The 18,818-nt window shown below is 67.6% G+C and carries 19 protein-coding genes; 8 read left to right on the top strand and 11 right to left on the bottom strand.

Annotation, left to right across the window (positions count from 1 at the left end; translation table 11 throughout):
• Positions 1–7 precede the first annotated feature (7 nt).
• The gene (locus RIE32_08740) at positions 8–283 is read left to right on the top strand and encodes a hypothetical protein (GenBank protein ID MEQ9096335.1); all 276 of its coding nucleotides are present in this window, start codon (positions 8–10) and stop codon (positions 281–283) included.
• A 4-nt stretch (positions 284–287) separates the two neighbouring features.
• Here RIE32_08740 and RIE32_08735 read toward each other — a convergent pair whose 3' ends face one another.
• Positions 288–1,532: a hypothetical protein gene (locus RIE32_08735; protein ID MEQ9096334.1), complete on the bottom strand. Its 1,245-nt coding sequence runs from the start codon at positions 1,530–1,532 to the stop codon at positions 288–290.
• Between the two features lie 185 nt (positions 1,533–1,717).
• On the opposite strand from RIE32_08735, the gene RIE32_08730 reads away from it, so the two are divergent.
• A complete protein-coding gene (locus RIE32_08730) occupies positions 1,718–3,304 on the top strand; it encodes a VCBS repeat-containing protein (GenBank protein ID MEQ9096333.1) in 1,587 nt (528 codons plus the stop codon).
• Here RIE32_08730 and RIE32_08725 read toward each other — a convergent pair whose 3' ends face one another.
• Together RIE32_08725 and RIE32_08720 are read right to left on the bottom strand one after the other, a co-directional pair.
• A complete protein-coding gene (locus tag RIE32_08725) occupies positions 3,305–3,571 on the bottom strand; it encodes a DUF167 domain-containing protein (GenBank protein ID MEQ9096332.1) in 267 nt (88 codons plus the stop codon).
• A complete protein-coding gene (locus RIE32_08720; GenBank protein MEQ9096331.1) occupies positions 3,568–4,533 on the bottom strand; it encodes a DNA methyltransferase in 966 nt (321 codons plus the stop codon). The genes RIE32_08725 and RIE32_08720 overlap by 4 nt, the downstream gene beginning before the upstream one ends.
• Before the next feature lie 134 nt (positions 4,534–4,667).
• On the opposite strand from RIE32_08720, the gene RIE32_08715 reads away from it, so the two are divergent.
• Positions 4,668–4,904 (top strand): hypothetical protein, encoded by a 237-nt coding sequence (locus RIE32_08715; GenBank protein ID MEQ9096330.1) that lies wholly within the window; start codon positions 4,668–4,670, stop codon positions 4,902–4,904.
• 18 nt (positions 4,905–4,922) lie between these two features.
• Here RIE32_08715 and RIE32_08710 read toward each other — a convergent pair whose 3' ends face one another.
• The gene (locus RIE32_08710) at positions 4,923–5,471 is read right to left on the bottom strand and encodes a carboxymuconolactone decarboxylase family protein (GenBank protein ID MEQ9096329.1); all 549 of its coding nucleotides are present in this window, start codon (positions 5,469–5,471) and stop codon (positions 4,923–4,925) included.
• A gap of 180 nt (positions 5,472–5,651) precedes the next feature.
• The gene (locus RIE32_08705; GenBank protein ID MEQ9096328.1) at positions 5,652–6,470 is read right to left on the bottom strand and encodes a hypothetical protein; all 819 of its coding nucleotides are present in this window, start codon (positions 6,468–6,470) and stop codon (positions 5,652–5,654) included.
• 236 nt (positions 6,471–6,706) lie between these two features.
• On the opposite strand from RIE32_08705, the gene RIE32_08700 reads away from it, so the two are divergent.
• Both RIE32_08700 and RIE32_08695 read left to right on the top strand, forming a co-directional pair.
• Complete coding sequence (locus RIE32_08700) at positions 6,707–8,113, top strand: 3-deoxy-7-phosphoheptulonate synthase class II (GenBank protein ID MEQ9096327.1); 1,407 nt, start codon at positions 6,707–6,709, stop codon at positions 8,111–8,113.
• Between the two features lie 8 nt (positions 8,114–8,121).
• Entirely contained in the window at positions 8,122–8,427 is a 306-nt protein-coding gene (locus RIE32_08695; GenBank protein ID MEQ9096326.1) for a hypothetical protein, read from the top strand.
• Here RIE32_08695 and RIE32_08690 read toward each other — a convergent pair.
• Positions 8,424–9,161 (bottom strand): PIG-L family deacetylase, encoded by a 738-nt coding sequence (locus RIE32_08690; protein MEQ9096325.1) that lies wholly within the window; start codon positions 9,159–9,161, stop codon positions 8,424–8,426. The genes RIE32_08695 and RIE32_08690 overlap by 4 nt on opposite strands.
• A gap of 29 nt (positions 9,162–9,190) precedes the next feature.
• Positions 9,191–9,628: a hypothetical protein gene (locus RIE32_08685; GenBank protein MEQ9096324.1), complete on the bottom strand. Its 438-nt coding sequence runs from the start codon at positions 9,626–9,628 to the stop codon at positions 9,191–9,193.
• Between the two features lie 47 nt (positions 9,629–9,675).
• Between RIE32_08685 and RIE32_08680 the strand changes: the two genes are divergently transcribed.
• The gene (locus RIE32_08680) at positions 9,676–10,911 is read left to right on the top strand and encodes a tRNA-dihydrouridine synthase family protein (protein MEQ9096323.1); all 1,236 of its coding nucleotides are present in this window, start codon (positions 9,676–9,678) and stop codon (positions 10,909–10,911) included.
• Here RIE32_08680 and RIE32_08675 read toward each other — a convergent pair.
• Entirely contained in the window at positions 10,908–13,295 is a 2,388-nt protein-coding gene (locus RIE32_08675) for an HDIG domain-containing protein (GenBank protein ID MEQ9096322.1), read from the bottom strand. The two genes, RIE32_08680 and RIE32_08675, sit on opposite strands and share 4 nt — an antisense overlap.
• Positions 13,295–14,410: a PhoH family protein gene (locus RIE32_08670; protein ID MEQ9096321.1), complete on the bottom strand. Its 1,116-nt coding sequence runs from the start codon at positions 14,408–14,410 to the stop codon at positions 13,295–13,297. The genes RIE32_08675 and RIE32_08670 overlap by 1 nt, the downstream gene beginning before the upstream one ends.
• 42 nt (positions 14,411–14,452) lie before the next feature.
• Between RIE32_08670 and RIE32_08665 the strand changes: the two genes are divergently transcribed.
• A complete protein-coding gene (locus RIE32_08665; protein ID MEQ9096320.1) occupies positions 14,453–14,863 on the top strand; it encodes a hypothetical protein in 411 nt (136 codons plus the stop codon).
• Between the two features lie 3 nt (positions 14,864–14,866).
• Here the strand turns inward: RIE32_08665 and RIE32_08660 are convergent, their stop codons facing one another.
• Positions 14,867–16,189 carry an ATP-binding protein gene (locus RIE32_08660; GenBank protein ID MEQ9096319.1) on the bottom strand — a complete coding sequence of 441 codons (1,323 nt, stop codon included), beginning with the start codon at positions 16,187–16,189 and terminating at the stop codon, positions 14,867–14,869.
• A gap of 24 nt (positions 16,190–16,213) precedes the next feature.
• On the bottom strand, positions 16,214–17,008 hold the full coding sequence (locus RIE32_08655) for a response regulator transcription factor (GenBank protein ID MEQ9096318.1): 795 nt from the start codon (positions 17,006–17,008) through the stop codon (positions 16,214–16,216).
• 501 nt (positions 17,009–17,509) lie between these two features.
• Between RIE32_08655 and RIE32_08650 the strand changes: the two genes are divergently transcribed.
• Positions 17,510–18,718: a porin gene (locus RIE32_08650; GenBank protein ID MEQ9096317.1), complete on the top strand. Its 1,209-nt coding sequence runs from the start codon at positions 17,510–17,512 to the stop codon at positions 18,716–18,718.
• The last annotated feature ends 100 nt before the right edge of the window (positions 18,719–18,818 follow it).

Here is an 18,818-nt window from a genome sequence, read left to right as displayed (position 1 = left end):
GCCCACGATGGCCAAGCGACCCGACCTTTCGGCCAACCAGCAGAAAATCGTCGGGCGCTACTACGCCAATAAAGACGCCATCATCGAGACACGCCTGGGCGAGGTCGTGTCCGAGTTGTACATCGCCACCGCCGAAGGCAAGCAGGCCGCTCTCAAGCGCCTCTGGAACAACGCCCGCGCTGCGCTGAAGCAGAAGGGCGTGGCCCAGGCCCAGATCGACGCCATCGTCGACAACCAGGACATCAAGGCCCTGGCCGCCCTGGCCGGCAACGTGTCGCGCTGAAGGCTCAGTCAGAGGCCAGCCGGCCCTCGAGATCAAGCCGCATCCAGACCACCGAGTGCAGCACCGGGTGCTCGATGCGCACGCGGAACAGGACCATGTCCTCGACGTTCCAGCCAAGCCGCTCGCCGATCTGACGGATCATGCCGGGATACGCCGGGAGTTCCGGTGCGCTCACCGCCCCGCTGCCCCGCCCGCCGCGCACCAATCGCTCGGCCACGGGCAGCACCACGCCCGCGTCGTCGCCGGGCCACACGGTCGCCTCGGGCCTTCGAGCCAGCACCCGCAGGCTCGGGTGGGCCGGGCCGAACGCGTCCTCGGCCAGCAGGCTCGGGTCCACCAGCATGTCCTGATAGAGCACCTGCGCGGGCGTGGCGACCTCGTGAATGTTGCCAATCGCCGCGGTGCCGTCGGGCGACCGGATCGACAGGCCCCGCGTCATGTCGCACAGGTAGCAACTCACCGCCGACGTGGTGCCCAGCCGATCGACCTCGGCCACGAACCTGGTGTAACCGTCCTTTCCGACGAGGGCCGAGATCGAAGGCAGCGGCTCGGACGAGAAAGCCTCGACCAGCCCCGCCGGGCCATCCGCGGATGCGTCGCCGAATACTGGTTCGCGCGTGCGCACGTTCCCCTCGCCCTGATCGAAGCGGTGCCGGGAGATCTCCAGCGGCACGTCTGGCCTGAGGCGGCGCAGGCCGGCCAGCCCGCGCAACGAGCACATATCCATGTGGCCGGGCGTGTCCGATCGTCGCACCAGCAGCGTGAACAGGTCCACGTCGCAGCACCGGCCCACGAGCTCGCGGTTGGCGCGATACGCGGTCCGCTTCAGCTCGGCATCGTGGCCGACGATGCCGTCTCCGCTCACCGATCGCACCATGAGGTCGAAGCTGCTGCGGTCGTCGGCGTGGTGGCTGACCACAGCGTGGAACCTGTCGGTCGCCTCCCGCACACGATCGGTCACGCTCGCGGAGACCCCCGCCTTGCTGGCCGCCAGCAGCACCTGCCGGGTCGCGGCCTTGCCCGGCACGCGGGCCCCCGAGCCCAGGTTGTCGGACGTCGCGACCCGATAGACCTGCCACGCCAGCTTCTTGCTGATACCCAGTGCCCGCTCAACGCCGATGGCCCCCGGGCCTTCACGTGGGACGGCCGATAACAGCTCGGCATACGCCGATCGGACTCCGGTCACGGCTTCGACCACGGCTGCATCAAGGAGTTCGGCCGCGGCTGGGCTGGGATCGGCGGCGGTCACGCTCCATTTATAGCACGAATCGCCACTAAGTCCGATGGCAAATCAAAAGATTTCTAGAAATATTTAGGAAACCGCTTGTGCTGGCCTGCCGAATCCGTTAGAGTGCCGTGAAGCGTCTCGCGGGCGTCCGATCGCGAGCGGCGCCAGCCCAAACCCCACGCACTCTGTCGGAGAGGAAGAAGAACATGCTTACGCCCAAGAAAGCCGCGCTCTGCAGTCCCGCCTTGCTGGCCTTGGCCGGTCTGGCCACCTCGGCCGCGGCCCAGGTGCCCGGCTTCGAGACCCGCGACGGCTGGCCCCTCATCATCGCTCCGGGCCCGTCGGTCGACGGCGGCATGATGGTGAACATGGACGCCGACCCCGAACTCGAGATGGTCCACGTCGTGCAGGACCGCCTGTTCGCGCTCAACCTCGATGGCACGAACGTGCCCGGCTTCCCGCGGTTCCTCACGCCGGGCCAGGGCACATTCGGCGCGCCGGCGTTCGGCGACATCGACGGCGACGGCGAAGAAGAGATCGTCGTGCAGACGTTCTTCTTCGGCATCCGCGGCGATGTCTTTGCCATCAACAAGGACGGCTCGACCGTCCCGGGATTTCCGGTTTCGGTCGGCGGCCCATTCAAGAGCCCGGCCCTGGCCGACCTTGACGGCGACGGCGACCTGGAGATCCTCGTTAACGCCAACTCGGGCGGCGTAGCGCAGCTCTCGGCCATTGAGGGCGACGGCACGCAGCGCGCTGGCTTCCCCGTCGTGCTCGACAACATCTCGAGCGGCGCTTCACCGGCCGTGGGAGACATCAACGGCGATGGTGCGCCCGAGATCGTCGTCTCGTCGTTCTACACCGTGTATGCGTTCGATGCCGACGGCAACACGCTCGCCGGCTTCCCGTACACGCCCGATGATGGCGGCACGATCCAGACGCTGAATTACAACTCCGCCGGCCTGGCCGACCTGGACGGCGACGGCGCGCGAGAGATCGTGTTCGCGACAACCAACGAAGTCGATCCGTTCACCGGCCGCGTCTACGTGCTCGACTTTGCCGGCAACCTGCGCCCGGGTTGGCCCACCACCACCGAGTTTTCGATCTTCACGCCCCCCTCCATCGCCGACATCGACGGCGACGGCAATCTCGACATCGCCATCGGAGATCGCACGCTGACGCCCACGCGCGAGGCAAACATCCAGGTGTGGGACCGCGATGGCGCGCCGCTGCCGGGCTGGCCTGTTACGGGCGCCGTGGGTGCGGTGCACGCGCAGATCATGGTCGCTGACGTCGATGGTGACGGATTCGTCGAGCTGCTCGTCGACGACAACACCGCCGTCACCCCGCTTTATGGCTTCAACCACGACGGCACGCAGATCGCCGGCTGGCCGCTGCCGGTGGGCGATGCGTCCTCGTTCCAGCAGTCGCCCAGCATCGGCGACTTCGACGGCAACGGATTCATGGACATCAGCGTGAGCGGCAACGACTTGGTCGATGACCAGACGTACCTCTTCCAACTCGCCTCGGACACGATCGTGTACGACCCAGCGCTCGCGCCCGTACGCACGTACCAGTACAACGTGCGCCGCGACGGCGTGGCCGACATGGTCGAGGCCAGCCCCTGCCGCGCCGACTTCGATGGTGACGGGGCGCTCACCATCTTCGACTTCCTCGCATTCCAGAACGCTTTCGATGCGGGCGATCTCGGGGCCGATTTCGACGGCGACGGGTCGCTTACGCTGTTCGACTTCCTCGCATTCCAGAACGAGTTCGATGCCGGCTGCGAGTGATCACAATGGTTCGAGCAACACGTCGGCCCGCTCCTGCGCGCAGCCCTCGATGGCCAGCGTCTTGAGTGGGCTTGTTGTTCCATGAGCAACACGCACGCTACGCGGGTCGACGCCCAGAGTCGCCGCCACGAGTTCGCACACCGCCTGGTTCGCCTTTCCGCCCTCGGGCGGTGCGCTTAAGCGAATCTTCAGCCGGTCTCCCAGTGGGCCGATGACCTCGTCGCGCTTCGCGCCGGGCACCACCTTCACGCGCAGCGTCGCGGTCATGCCCCATCAGCCGGTCGCCTGCGACGCGGCTCGAAGATCGCCGTTCCCCGTGCCGGCGCCCGCAGATCCCGCACCGGGCCCTTGCGCACGCGCTCCATGGCGCTCTTGGCCATGTCGGGCGAATATTCGCAGCCCACGTAGCGCCGGCCCAGAGCCGTGGCGGCCACGGCAGTCGTGCCGCTGCCCGTGAACGGGTCGAGCACCAGGTCGCCCTCGTTGCTCGTCGCGCGCACGACGCGGGCCAGGTAGAGCTCGGGCAGCTGGTTGTCGTGCTTGCCGCGCCGCTCGGCGTTGTTGCCCTGGATGCGGCCCCAGTACTGCCCGTACCAGACATCCATCGGCAGGCGCATGCCGGCGGGCATGCCGTCCTTCTTGTCCATCGTCCGCGGGTCGAAGTACGTGGTCGCCCGGTCGCTGGGCTCGAGCACTTCTTCTGGGTTCCACGTGCGGTTCTTGGGGTCCTTGCAGAAGTACAGCACGTGCACCTTGCTGTTGATGAACCGGCTTGTCGTGTTCTGCCCGAAGCGGTAGTGCCACACGCACCAGTTGACCATGTGCAGCCCGCGCTGCTTGAGGTGCACCACGATCTCGGCGGCCCAGTCGTCGGGAATGTTGATCCAAAGGCTCCCGCTGGGCTTGAGCGCCTGAATGCACAGGTCGATCCAGCGCTGCGTAAAGGCCGTCACCTCGCCCATCGGTCCGAAGCTCTGCGACACGTCGCAGTACTCCTTGTCGGGCATCGCGTCGTCCCACTTGTCGTAGCCACGGGCCCAGTTGAAGGGTGGGTCGGCAAAAACCAGGTCGACCTGGCCCCTGGCGCACTCGGGAATCTTCGGCAACAGGTCTCGGCAATCACCCACGTACACGCGGCAGTCGGGCGCGTCCTTTCCGCCCGGGCGCAAGGGCTTGGGCAGCTTCAACTTGGACGATTTCGAACGCGTGGTGGTCGCGGCGGCGGGCATCGAACAGTGTACCGCGCTCATGCGCAAAGCGCCACTCGCAGGTGGTGGACTGGGGCCGAGTTTGTCGATAGCTTCTTCCCGGCCCGACCGATGTTGCCCGGGCCAGTGCGCTTCGAAAGAGAGAGGTTCCCGTCGTGTCCAGAAACCCGCGCAAGACCACCGCCGGGCTCTGGTCGAGCCCGGCCGTCCGTACCGTCCGCCTTGGCGGGTTGTGCTTCGTGGCCGCCGTGGGCTTGATGGCCGCCGGCGGCCTGGTGGCGCGCCAGCCCACGCCCGAAGCGGTCTGGGCGGGGCTGGCGTTCCTCGTACTGCCGGGGCTGGCTCTTGCCGCCCTGGCCCTGCACCGGGCCCAGAGGCTCAGCCGATCTTGATCAAGTCCCGATCAGGGCTCAGCGTGCGCCGGCGGTCTCCAGGGCCGGCGCCTGCGGCAGGTCGACGTCCGTCCCGTTCACGTGGTTGAAGAAGTTCGTGTAGAAGTTCAACGCCACGGTGGCGATGGTCTCCACGACGTGCCCGTCGTCGTAGCCGGCATCCTTGAAGGCCTTCAGGTCACCCTCGTCGGCGAAGCCCTTCTTCTCGAGCAGGCTCTTGGTGAAGGTCGCCAAGGCGCCCAGCTTCGGGTCGTCCAGCTCGCCGCGACGGGCGGCGATGGTCTGGGCCTCGGTCAGCCCGGCGCCCTTGCCCATGTAGGTATGGGCCGCCAGGCAGTACTCGCAGTCGTTCTGCTGGGCCGTCACAAGCGCGATCACCTCGCGCTCCTGAGCCGACAGCTCGCCCTCGCCCAGTGCCCCGGCCATGCCCAGGTAGGCCTGCAGGCCGGCGGGCGAATTGGCCATGCCCTTGAAGATGTTCAGGTGCTTGCCCTTCAGCGGGCCGTCGAAGATCTCCTTGGTCTTCCCGGTGGCGTTGCTGGGCTCGATCGTGTTCAGGCGTGGCATCGTGATGCTCCTTTGTGTTGCGTGGGGATGATGCTCTTGGTCCGTGACGAATCACGCTGGCTGCGGCTCTATTCATGTATCTGCATGGAATTTCGTGACATGCCAAAAAAAGCCGGCCCCGTATGGGCCGGCCGTAGCTGGCAGGCCGGACCGTCCTTGGTCCGGCGTGAAGGAGGTGCCTCAGGCGGCGCGACGACCGCTGGTCGAACGACGCGAGGCCAGGGTCAGGCTCCGCGTCGTCGACGTGGCTCGGCGGGCCGGGCTCTTGCGGGCACTGGGCTTGCGGGCCGTGGTCGTGCGACCTGCGGTCCGGGCCTTGGTCGTGCTCCGCTTGGCGGTCGAGCGCTTGGCGGCGGGCTTGCTGGTGCGAGCCTTGGTCGTGCGCTTGGCCGTCGTGCGAGCCGTGCTCTTGCGAGCCGGGCGGCGCTTCGCAGTGCTGCCCGTCTTGCGAGCGGTGGTCCGCTTGGCGGTGGTACCGGTCTTGCGAGCGGTGGTCCGCTTGGCGGCGGTACCGGTCTTACGAGCGGTGGTCCGCTTGGCAGTGGTGCCGGTCTTACGAGCGGTGGTCCGCTTGGCGGCGGTACCGGTCTTACGAGCGGTGGTCTGCTTGGCAGTGGTGCCGGTCTTACGAGCGGTGGTCCGCTTGGCGGCGGTACCGGTCTTACGAGCGGTGGTCCGCTTGGCAGTGGTGCCGGTCTTACGAGCGGTGGTCCGCTTGGCGGCGGTGCCGGTCTTACGAGCGGTGGTCCGCTTGGCAGCCGGTTTGGCCGTCTTGCGGGCCGGGCTCTTGCCCGTGGCGGCCCGCTTGGCGGTCGTGCCCGTGGTGCGGGTGGTCTTCCGGGCGGTGCTCTTGCGGGCGCCGGTCCGGCCGGTGGTGCGCTTGGCGGCGGTCTTGCTGCCAGTAGCGCGGGTGCGGCGCGACGGGGCCGTCCGGGCCGCATGGGTGCGGCTTGCGGTCTTGGCGGTCGCACGGCGGCGAGTCGAAGATGTCCTCTTCATAGCGTGAGTCTCCAAACGGGCCGCGTTCTGGTTGTTCCCGGGAGGGCCGGAGTGGTCCTGCGAAGCCGGGCGATATGGTTTGTGCGGCCTGGTCCAGTTCGTCCGGCCGCCGTCAGTGGCGGATAACCCCGAACGCAGGGTCCATCGACGCAACAACACATGTCCATGAGCGAATCCGACGAAAAAAAGAAAAACGACCCCGAAACGCGCAAAACACGCGCATAAGAAAGCCCGCCGTGCCCAACTCCACCGCCGCAACGCCCGCACGCTCGCCCTGGTCGCCCACCAGCTGGCAGGCCCGTCCTCGCGCCCAGGCCATCGCCTACGAAGACCCCGCCGCCCTCCAGCGAGCCGTCGAGCGCCTGGCCAACCTGCCCCCACTGGTCACCTCGTGGGAGATCGAGCGACTCAAGGCAAACCTGGCCGACGCCCAGGTCGGAAAGCGGCTGGTCATCCACGGCGGCGACTGCGCCGAGACCCTCGACGAGTGCAGCCCGGCCACCATCACCGCCACCCTCAAGATCCTCCTCCAGATGAGCCTGGTGCTCATCCACGGCTCGCAGAAGCCGGTCGTCCGCATCGGCCGTCTGGCGGGCCAGTACGCCAAGCCGCGCTCAAGACCCACCGAAGCCGGCGAGGTCGAAGGCCAGGCCTGCGAGCTGCCCAGCTACTTCGGCGACCTGGTCAACCACGCCGAGTTCACCCCCGATGCCCGCCGGCCCGACCCCGACCTCATGCTCGCCGGCTACCACCACGCCGCCATGACGCTCAACTTCATCCGCTCGCTGGCGACGGGCGGCTTTGCTGACCTGCACCACGCCGAGCAGTGGGACCTGCGCTTCCTGACCAACGCCCAGCTCTCGGGCGACCTGCGCGAGCGATACCAGCGCATGAGCCAGGAGGTGCGCAGCGCCATTCGCTTTGCCGAGCTCATCGGCGAGGGCGCGCTGCAGGAAGTTAATCGCGTGGACTTCTTCGCCAGCCACGAAGGGCTGAACCTCGAGTACGAGAGCGCCCAGACGCGCCGCGTGCCTCGAAGAGACGGCTTCTATTGCCTGACCACCCACCTGCCCTGGATCGGCGAGCGCACCCGCGCCCTGGACGGCGCCCACGTCGAGTTCTTCCGCGGCATTGCCAACCCCGTGGGCGTCAAGATCGGCCCGAGTATCGACCCCGACGAGTCCGTCGCCCTGCTCCGCACACTGAACCCCAAGCGCGAGCCGGGCAAGATCGTGCTCATCTCGCGCATGGGCGCGACCAGGGTCGACGCGCTGCCGCCCATTTTGCACGCCGTCGAGAAGTCGGGCGAGCCCGCCGTCTGGCTGTGCGACCCCATGCATGGCAATGGCCAGGTGACCGACGAAGGCCGCAAGACACGCCACTTCGATGCCATCGTCGCCGAGCTGCGCAGCACCATGGCCGCCCACAAGCAGGCCGGCACCGTGCTCGGTGGCGTGCACGTGGAGGTCACCGGCCATGACGTCACCGAGGTCATCGGCGGCGCCTCGGGCGTGACGCAGGAGCGACTGTCCGAGAATTACGCCACCGCGTGCGACCCCCGCCTGAACTATGCCCAGGCCCTGGAATTGGCCTTCATCCTCTCCGGAGCGCTCAGCCGAACGGCGGGCGACCTTCCGGCGTAAAATAGTCCATGCCCACGTACGACTACGAGATCCTGGACAAGAAGGGCGAGCCTACCGGCGAGACCTTCGAGTACGTCCAGCGCATGGCCGACGAGCCGCTGACCAAGCACCCCGAGACCGGCCAGCCCTGCCGCCGCGCCATCAGCGCCCCCGCCATCGCCGGCAAGTGGAGCGACCTCAACAAGACCCAGATGAGCAACAAGCGCCTGGGCGAGCTGGGCTTCACCAAGTTCGAGAAGAAGGGCGACGGCTACTACGAACGCACGGCGGGGAGCGAGGGGCCCAAGACGATCAACGCGGACGATTACCTCTAGCCGACGAGTCCATCGATCCCGCTGAGCCCCACCGGCTCCTTCGTAAAGAACCCCTCCCCCGCCTCAACCCCAATCCGGCTGCCCAGGTACGTCGCGCTCGCCTCGACCCAGTCGACCACCTTGCGGTTCTTCTCGGGCAGCACGAACTGCGTGTGGTACGCGCGGATCGACTCGATCTTGCGCTCGACGTAGCCGGTGACATCGAGCACGAAGCTCGGGTTGGCCACCCAGCGCAGGTGCGTGGCGTAGTAGTAGAACAGCCACTTGGGATAGATCGGCTCTCCCGCGGCCATCCCCTCGGGCACCGGCATGTCGACCTTCGTCAGCTTCGCGTCGAACCGTGCGTCTTCGACGATCCGCGTGACGGCCCGGTGGTCGGGGTGGGCATCCTCGAAGAACGGCGTGAAGACGATGCTCGCCTGGTGCGCGCGGATCACGCCGGCCATCTTGTGACGATTCTCGATCGTGTGCTCGACGAACCGGTTGGGCAATCCCAGCAGCACCCGCTTCACCGGCCTGGCATCGGGGAACTTCGCCCGGTCGGGCGAGAGGATGGTCGCTGCATTCTTTGCCTCTTCGGCCCGCGTTTTCGGATCGCCATACGGCGTGGGCTCGCCGTTGGTCACGTCGACCAGCAGCACGTCGTGCCCCTGCTCGGCCAGCTTGGCGATCGCCCCGCCCATGCCGAGCTCTTGATCATCAGGATGCGGTCCGACGACGAGGATGTTGGCCATGCCCGCAGGATACGGCCCGGCCTTCGCAGTTACCGCCGCTGGCCTACTGCGATCAGCCCGTACTTGGTCGGTTGCTCCGACTCGCCCTGGTCCACCGTCAGCTCGACCAGCGCCAGCAGTTCGGGCGGCTCGGCCGCGAAGAACCCGCCCGCGCCGAAGCGCCGGCCCTGCTCATCGACGAACCGAGTCAGCGGCACGCGCAGGGTCTGCCCGATGGCCAGACCCTCGATGGCGTAGCCGTAGCGACCGTTGAGCCAGAGCATGCCCGGGCCGAAGCTGCGACCGGTGGTATTGGTCAGCCGGAGCTTCGTGCCCTCGCGGAAGGCGTGGATGTCCAGCGTCTCGACACGGCGGCTGGCCTCGGGGTAGGTCGGGCCGCTGTCCAACTCGCCCCGCGACGCGCACCCGCCGGCGAAAATGGCCGCGAATCCCACGCCCGAAAACACGATGGCAACGCCTCGACGCATCGCCAATGGTGCCCCCGCCATCCGCCCGCGTCCACTACCCTTGCCCGATGTCCTGCGAGACCGCATCCCGCAACGCCACCGAGCCCACGCCAGGCATCGCCCCCGGCGGCGAACACCTCGATGCGCGCGCCGTCGCCCGCCAGATCGGCATCGACGGCGTCCACGCCCACCTGCCCGCGACCATCCCGGGCATGGATGCCCCCTTCTATCAGGCCGGGCTAGCCGGGTACTCCGACGCGGCCATGCGGATCATCGCCCGCCGCCACGGCTGCCCCCTGTGCGTCACCGAGGCCCTGCTCGACCGCACCCTGCTGGCCGGTGGCCGCGGATTTGCCAAGGCAGACCTGGGCGAGCTGCACGACAACGTGCCCGGCGGCGAGGACGACCACCCACTGGTCGGCCAGATCATGGGCAGCGACCCCGGCGAGATGGCCGCTGCGGCGATCAAGATGGTCGAGCAAGGCAGCCGGCGGCCCAAGGAGTATCGCAAGCTGGCCGAGGGCGGCGAACTGGCCATCGAGCACATCAGCGAGTCATCCTTCCAAGCCATCGACATCAACCTCGCCTGCCCCGTCAAGAAGATCGCCAAGAAGGCCCGCGGCGGCCACTGGCTCGCCGAGCCCGACGGCGCGATTGAGATCCTCAAAGCAGTCCGCGATGCGCTGCCCGAGAGCATGCCGCTGACGCTGAAGATCCGCCGCAGCTTCGACGACACGCCCGAGATGGCGCGCAACTTCATGCGCATCTTCGACGCCGCCTACGACCTCGGTTACGCATGGGCCACCGTGCACGCTCGCACCGTGCAGCAGAAGTACGTCGGCCCCAGCCGATGGGACCTGCTGCGCGACATCGTGAGCCAGCGCCCCGGCCGCGTCGTTTTCGGCTCGGGCGACATCTGGACGGTCGAGGACATCTTCCGCATGATCGGCTACACCGGCGTGTCGGGCGTCAGCGTGGCCCGAGGCTGCATCGGCAACCCCTGGATCTTCCGCCAGGCCCGCAGCATGATGGCCGGCGAGGACCCCCGCCCCCCCACCATCGCCGAGCAGCGGCAGGTGCTCAAGGACCACTTCGAGCTCGCTCTGAGGGTCAACGCCCACATGCGCGACCCCGAATACCACACCGGCAAGACCATGCGCAAGTTCGCCATCCGCTTTGCCCAGCATCATCCGCAGGGGGACGAGGTGCGCAAGCGGTTCATCGGGGTGAAGGGGTTGGAGGATTGGCAGAGCGTGTTGCACGAGTGGTATGAAGTTCGGAGCCCGGTCGAATCCCCGAGCTAAGCCCGCCTCTCCCCACCCCCCGGATACGCAATCCGCCCGTGGTAAATACTCGCCACCGTCTTGCTGATCGAATCCCCCACCGCGTCTAGCTCCTTGAGCGTCAAATCGCAGTCGTCGAACTGCCCGTCGGTCAGCCGCTTCTGGGCGAGGCGGCGCACGAGCTGGTCGATGCGGCTCGGCGTCGGGTCGGCCATCGTGCGCGTGGCGCTCTCGACGGCGTCGGCCAGCATCAGGATCGCGCACTCCTTCGTCCGCGGCTTGGGGCCGGGGTAGCGATACTCCATCTCGCTGGGCTCGTTGACCATTTCGCCCTCGCGGGCCTCGCGCTTGCTGACCTCGCCGGGCTCGCTCGAAGCGCCCTTGCTCACCGCCCGGCTCTCGCGCGCGGCCTCGGCCTCGTCGGCGGCCTTCTGCTTGGCGCGGTGGTAGAAGTACTCCACCAGCGTCGTGCCATGGTGCGCCTCGATGTAATGGTGCAGCGTGCGCGGCAGGCCAAACTCGCGCGCCAGCTCCAGCCCGTCCTTCACGTGGCCCACGATGACCAGCAGGCTCATGGCCGGGCTCAGCTTATCGTGCTTGTTGGGCCCGCCCGCCTGGTTCTCGACGAAGTACTCGGGCTTGTTCATCTTACCCACGTCGTGGTAGAGCGCGCCCACGTACGTCTGCAACGCGTCGGCGCCGATGGCGTCAGCGGCGGCTTCGGCGATCGACGCCACGTTCATCGAGTGGTTGTACGTGCCCGGCGCCCGGCGTTGCAGTTCCTTTAGCAGGGGGTGCTTGGGGTCGCGAAGCTCGATGAGCTTCATGCCCGTGGTGATATCAAACGCCCGCTCGACGCTGGGCAGGATGAATAGCACGAGCCCCGCCGTGGCCAGCCCGCCGCTGGCGGCAAAGCCCATGTCCCACGTCAGTTCGAGCAACCCGCGACCCGACACCGGCCGGCCCAGCAGTCCGCCGCCCAGCGTGGCCGCCGTGAGCGCCAGCGCCGTGGCCAGGCCCGTGCGCACGAACGCCCGCCGATCCCGAATCTCGCTGAGCTGCCACGCGGCCGTGACCGCGCCGGCAAGCGGGATGAGCACGAACCACGACGGCCGGCCCAGCGCTACGGTCACCAGCACCGCGTGGCCGGCCGAGATCGCCAGCGCCACCCGCGCGTCATAGGCGATGGCAAGCAGCATCGCCAGCAGCAGCGTGGGCGCCACCGCCAGCAGCATCATGAGGCGAGGCTCGAGCGCCGTCGACCACACGGCCAGCGCAAAGCATGCAACGAACAACCCCGCGATCCCCACCATCCGCTCAGGATTGCGCGTCACGCGCGGGCAATACCACGCCAGGTACATCGTCAGCCCCAGCACGATGAGCACGCACACCGCTGCCGACCCAGTCAGCCGCGAGCCAAGCGAGAACACGCCGCGCGACCTCGCCACCGCCTCGCGCTCGCTGCGCAGCAGGCCGATCGTCTCCAGGCCCACCGGCTCCCCGCGCCGAACGATGACCTGCCCGGGCTGCACCTCGACGAAGGCCTCGGCCACGTCCTCGACCGCCTGGGCCTGCCGGGCGGCAGACATGGCCTCGTCCATGCGGTACGTCGGCTCGCTCTGGTTGGCAAGACGACCAAGCACGAGCGAGCGCAGGGCCGCGTCGGTCAACTGGGCGTCGCTTGCCAGTCGCTCGGCCGCTTCGCGACGCGCCTCGGGGCTGCCAGCGTTCACCAGGCTCGCCGCCGTGGTGTGGATGGTCGAACCGGCCTGATCGTTCATCAGCCAGATAACGGCCGTCTCGCCCGCCTCGCTTCCGCCCAATTGGGCAGAGCGTTGCCGTTCGGTCTGCCACGTTGCTGGCTCGACGAATGGCCGGCGCTCCAATGCCGTACGGAGCCGCGTCATGGCCTCGGTCCATCGCGGCGCCACGCCGTCTTCGGCCACGAGCGCACGCACGGCCGCCAACTCCTCGGCGTCAAGATCAAACCGGGCCCGAATCTCGGGCGCCACCGATTCGAGCGTCTGGGCGTCGCGAAGCGTCAGCGGCAGCTGCGCCAGTCCCTCCACCACGCTGCGCAGTTCAGTCCTTGGCACGAAGATCCTCGCCGCCCGATCGCGTGCGAGCGTGCGCTGCTCGTCGGTCCGAGCCGGGTCGGGCATGCTGAACGCCTCGCGCGCCACGACCGTCTCGTCGGCCAACCGACCCATCGCCAGCAGCGGCTGTCCGCTGGCCCACCACGTCAGCACGGTGAGCAGCCCCGCGGCCGCCGACGCGATGATTACCGCATAGCCCGTCCGCGGATTGGTCAGCAGCCGCTTGAACTTCTCCATGGGCGTCGCGCGTTCGCGACGCAGCGTGACGCGGCGACCGCTGCTCTTGGACTTCTGCCAGGGCCAACGCATCAGGCGTCTCCTTCGTCGGCCGCCGCGGGGGCCTTGGGCTTCTTGGCTTCTTCGCCATAGGCGTCGATGATCCGTTGCACCAGCGCGTGTCGCACGACGTCCTCGCGAGTCAGGCTCGCAAAGGCAACGCCGCGCACGCGACGCAATCGCCGGGCCGCGTCGATCAGGCCGCTGCCGGCCGGTTCATCGATGTCGATCTGCGAGGGATCGCCCGTCACGATCATCCGCGAGCCCTCGCCCATGCGCGTCAGGAACATCTGCATCTGGCCGACGGTGCTGTTCTGCGCCTCGTCGAGCAGGATGGCCGCCTGGTTGAGCGTCCGCCCGCGCATGAACGCCAGAGGCGCAATCTCGATTACGCCGCTCTCGAGGAAGCGCTCCATCGTGCCCACGTCCATCATGTCGTACAGCGCATCCAGCAGCGGCCGCAGGTATGGGTGCACCTTGGCCTGCATGTCGCCGGGCAAAAAGCCCAGCCGCTCGCCCGCTTCGACCGCCGGCCGAACGAGCACCAGCTTGCGCACGCGATCGGTCCGCAGCAGGTGCACCGCGGCGGCGACCGCCAGATACGTCTTGCCCGTGCCCGCCGGGCCCATGCCGAACACCAGTTCATGCGTGCGGATGGCCTCGAGGTAGTGCTCCTGCCCCGGCGTGCGAGCACGAATCTGCCGCCCGCCGCTATACACCGCCAGCGGACCTTCCCACGCCTCGCCCTCGCGCGGCGCCATACGCGCCGCGCCCCGGCCGACGGCCGTCACGCCCGGCGTCGTCGAGACGCCTGGGTAGTTCGAGCCTTCCGAGGCCATCAGTCCACCCGACGCGGCCTCGGCCAGCATCTGAAGCACGTCGGGCGTCGACGCCCGGCCGCCACGCCGAAGCACCGCACGGAGAAATCGCTCGGCCGCACGGACGCCCTCTTCCTGGCCGCTGATCCGCACGATCCCCCCGCGGGGCGTCACCGATACGCCCAGCCCTTCGCGCAGCAGGCGTACATTGCGGTCATGCACCCCGAGCACCCGAACGGGATCGGGGCCGATGGGAAACTCGATCGTCAGTTCCAAACGCCGGCCTCCGGGCCCCGTGCCACCAATGGGCCCACTGGTCAGTTTCGTCATGCGGCCAATCCTACCTGAGCCCCATTCCCCGGGCGGAGCCATATGCGAACACAATCCTACCGCTTTCCCGTTCTATTCGTAGCCCTGTTCGCGGGGTTGCTCGCGGGCTGTAGCGTCGGACCCGACCGCGACATCGTGCCCACGAACGATCCCAGCGTTCTCGGACCCGTGCCCGGCGACCGCGACGACGTCGAGCGGGCCCTGCTCATCGGCTTGGAATCCGCCCAGGCCGCCCTGCTCCGCGGCGCGTGGGATGGCGACACCTACGGCGCCTCGTTCCTGGCCATCGAGAGCCGCCAGGGCGACGTTTCGGCCACCGATCACGGCAACGGCACCCTCACCCTTCGCGCCTTCATCGAGCCGGACGGCGATCGCGATGCCCAGCAGGCCCTCCTCCAGGCATGGGCCAGGCGCCTGGAGCAACTCCACGGCGTCGAATGGGCCCCGAGGTAGCAGTCAGACCGCGTCGCCCGGCCCACCCCGCACGGGCTCGGGGGGGACGGCGCCGCCCAGCTCGACCGTCATCGTGGTGCCGCGCTGCCACACGCTCTTGACGCGGATGGCTCCGCCCAGCGAACGTACGGCGTGCTTGACGATCGCCAGACCAAGGCCCGTGCCCCGAGCGATCTTGCTGCCATCGCGAGACGTGTCGACCTGGTAGAACCGCTCGAAGATTCGCTGCTGCATGGGCAACGGAATGCCCACGCCCTGATCAACCACCTCGAACACGCACGTGCGCGAGCCGCCGGGCTCCTCGCCCTGCTCGACGCGGCCGCGCACGAGCACCTCGTCGCCCTCCGAGCTGAACTTGATGGCATTCTCGATCAGGTTTCGCAAGATGATGGTCAGCAGGTTGCGATCGGTGCGCAACTGCTCGAGGGCCGGATCGAGATCGAACCGCAACGCCACGCCGCCGCGCTCGCACATGGGCTCGAAGCTCTCGGTGAGCACGCGCGCTAACTCGCTGGCGGGCACGCGGGAAAGACGAACCGAGCCCTCTAATGCCTCCAGCCGTGACAGGTCCAGCAAATCACGGATCAGGTCCTCAAGGCGCGTGACGTTCTCGTCGAGCATGGACAACAGGCGTGTTCGCATCACGTCGTCTTCGCTGGCGGGCCCCTGCAACGTATCGACCGCCCCGCGAAGCGCCGCGATTGGCGTGCGAAGCTCGTGCGAGGCATTGGCCGCAAAATCCGTGCGGATCTCCAGCGCCCGTGAAAGCTCGCTGACGTCTCGCAAGACCAGCACCACGCCGCGACCCGGCTGGCCACCCATCGGCGGAATCGGTAAGGCCGACACGTCGGCGACACGGTTGCCGCCTTCGCCGGCGAAGGTCAATCGCTTCCGACACGCCTCGCCCCGCGACGCCCGCGCGTGCAGCGACAGGGCCTCGGCATTCGTGAACACCTCGTCGATCGGCCGGGCGAGCAGGTCGTCGCGCGGCATTTCCAGCCATTGCTCGCACGCGTCGTTGACCAGCACCACCGTCTGGGCGCCGTCGCACGCCAGGATGGGCTCGTCGATCACCTCGAGCACCGTCGCAAGTTCTTCGTGGGCGGCCTCGAATGCCGCAGCCGAATCGGCGCTTCGCATCGCCTGCGTCCGTGCCGATCGAATCGCCGCGTTGCCCAACAACGCGCCGCGCCACGTGCAGGCCCCTGCGAAGGCGATGGCCACGCCCACCGACCAACCCGGGGTCTTCAACACGAGCAGCACGAAGGCGACAGCCACCGCCACGCCCGCGAGCACGAACCAGCGTTTGCCAGTCGAATCGGTCAAGGTGTCACCGCCCGGAGGGTCCGGCTATGCCGGCGTCAATTCGTGCACGGCACGATAGCCCACCCCTCGCACGGTCTTGATGTGCCGGCCCCACGGGCCCATCTTCCGCCGGATGCTGGTGATGTGCACGTCGATGGTCCGCTCGGTGACCGTCACGCCCGGGCCCATGGCATGGTTCATCAGGGCGCTGCGCGAGAGCACCTTTCCGTCCGCCTCGATGAGGGCCGACAGCAGGCGAAACTCGGTGAGCGTAAACGGGATTGCCTCGCCCTCGAGCGTGGCCTCGTGCGTTTCCAGGTCCAGCGCCACCCCGCCCAGCCGCAGCACCTGCTCGCTCACGCGGTTGTGGCTCTGCGTCCGCCGGAACACCGCCTCGACCCGCGCCATCAGCACCTTCATCGAGAAGGGCTTGGTGACGTAGTCGTCCGCCCCGACCGACAGCCCCACCACCTGGTCCACCTCGTCGGCCTTGGCCGTCAGCATGATGATCGGCACGTGGCTGATGCTCTTGTCGGCCCGGATCTGGCGGGCGACCTCCGTGCCCGAGAGTTCGGGCAGCATGAGGTCCAGCAGCACCAGGTCCGGCCCCAGGGCCCGGGCCTTGGAGACCCCGTCGGGGCCGGTGCGGGCGACAACTGTCCGATAACCATTGCCCTTGAGGTTGTAATCGAGCAGATCCGAGAGATCCCGCTCGTCCTCAACGATCAGGATCAGCTTCTCGTTGGCCTTCTGATGGCTCGCGACCATGCCCTGGTCCTCTTGTACGTCCCGCTTGGCCCGGGCTCGGGCCCTGTCGGGTGTGGGATTGTTGGGCGTCATGGCAAGCCTCCCGGGCTGGATACACACGACTTTAACATATCTTCGCAATCATGAGCAGATTCTGGTGTCCACGAATGGATCGGGCCGAAAAACTGATCGGACCTGTAGTTGGCAAGGGCTAAGTTGCTTGCTACGATCTCGGCTTCTCGCCCGGATGTGGGCCGAAGCATTGCGGAACAGGGCCGTTCAAAGCGGCTCCCGCAACGATTCGAAGGCTTGCAGACACCGGCTTCGTGGAAGCCGGGAGCCGGCAAGCCGACAAAGCAGGGTTACCACCGGCATCTTGGGGATGCCGGTTCCGGCTGACGGGCCTGGCTCAGGATGAGCCGTCGCCAGCCATGTTTGGGGGCTCATGGTCGAGCCCGATGGGTCGGTGGCGTGGGTGGAACCCAGACCATCGGCAACGACGTGCGGCCGGCCAATGCAACGTGCGGCCGGGCACGCTGGTGGAGTCGGGCGGCCAGTCTTCCGCCCCAGATCTCGAAGAAGGAGTCTCGTACGATGAGTCACACGAAGGCCACAGTGCTGCTCGCGGGCCTCGCCATGGGCCTTGGTGGCACCGCGATCGCTCAAACCTCCAGCCTGGACGAAGCCCGCTCGTTCGCCGCGGAAACCCGCAGCGACGCCTCGCGCGCCACGCTCAGCCAGGGCGCCGCGACCGGTCCCCAGATCTTCGGCCGCCTCCAGTTTCAGTACAACATCACCCTGATCGACGATCCGGTGCCCGCCAGCGGCGAGGATTACGCCACCGGCTTCCAGAACCGTCGTGCTCGCCTGGGCGCCAAGGGTGAGGTCGGCGAGTTCGATTACTACGTCCAGGGTAATTTCGACCGCAATGGCGGCGAGTTCTCCCTGCTCGATTACTACATCACCACCCCCGTCCCCGGCATGGAGGACGACGCCAAGCTGAAGTTTGGCCAGTTCAAGGCCCCGTTCCTGTACGAGGAGCTCGTTTCCTCGGGTAGCCAGCCGCTGGTCGACCGTTCGTTCACCAACAGTCGCTTCAGCCAGGGTCGTAGCCAGGGCATCTCGTTCATCTACGCCGGCAACGAGGACGACGACTACAAGGTTGAGGTCAACTTCTCCGACGGCTTCAACACGGCCAACACCGGCTTCGCCAGCCAGGCCGAGGCCGACTTCTCCATCGGCGGTCGCTTCGACTACAAGGTCAGCGGCGCCTGGAGCGACTTCAAGGACTTCACCGCCACCCAGGGCCAGGAGCAGGCCCTCCGCTTCGGTGGTGCGATCTTCTACCAGCAGGGTGACGGCACCTACGCGCTGGGTAGCGGCGCTACCAGCGAGCTCGACCTGCTCAGCATCACCGCTGACGGTCAGTGGGAGAGCAACGGCTTCAGCGTCTATGGCGCGTTCATCTTCCAAGACGCCGATGCCGGCGCCGCTGGCGACGTCTCGGACATCGGCTTCATCGCCCAGGCGGCCTACCGCTTCAGCGAGAACGACGAGATCGCCGGCCGCTTCGACTACATCCTGGCCGATGCCGATGGCGTCGATGACTTCGCCGCCCTGACGTTCGGCTATACCCGTTACATCTACGGCGACCAGAGCGCCAAGTTCGTCGCGGACGTGTTCTTCGTCTTCGAGACGGTCAACATGACTCCGCTCGCCGGTGGTAGCGAGGGCCTCGCCCTGCTGCCCGACAACGGCGACCCCCAGGCTGGCATCCGCACGATGTTCCAGCTCAGCTTCTGATCTTCAGAAGCCGATTGGTCTGATCTGAATCAAGAACGGGCGGCCCTTGCGGGTCGCCCGTTTTTTCGTGCGCTCCACGATATCGCGGACGCCGACACCT

The organism is Phycisphaerales bacterium (genome assembly GCA_040221175.1).
Classification (GTDB): Bacteria; Planctomycetota; Phycisphaerae; order Phycisphaerales; family UBA1924; genus JAHCJI01.
The sequence above is the reverse complement of the archived record's forward strand: the minus strand, read 5'-3'. Positions and strand labels throughout refer to the sequence as shown.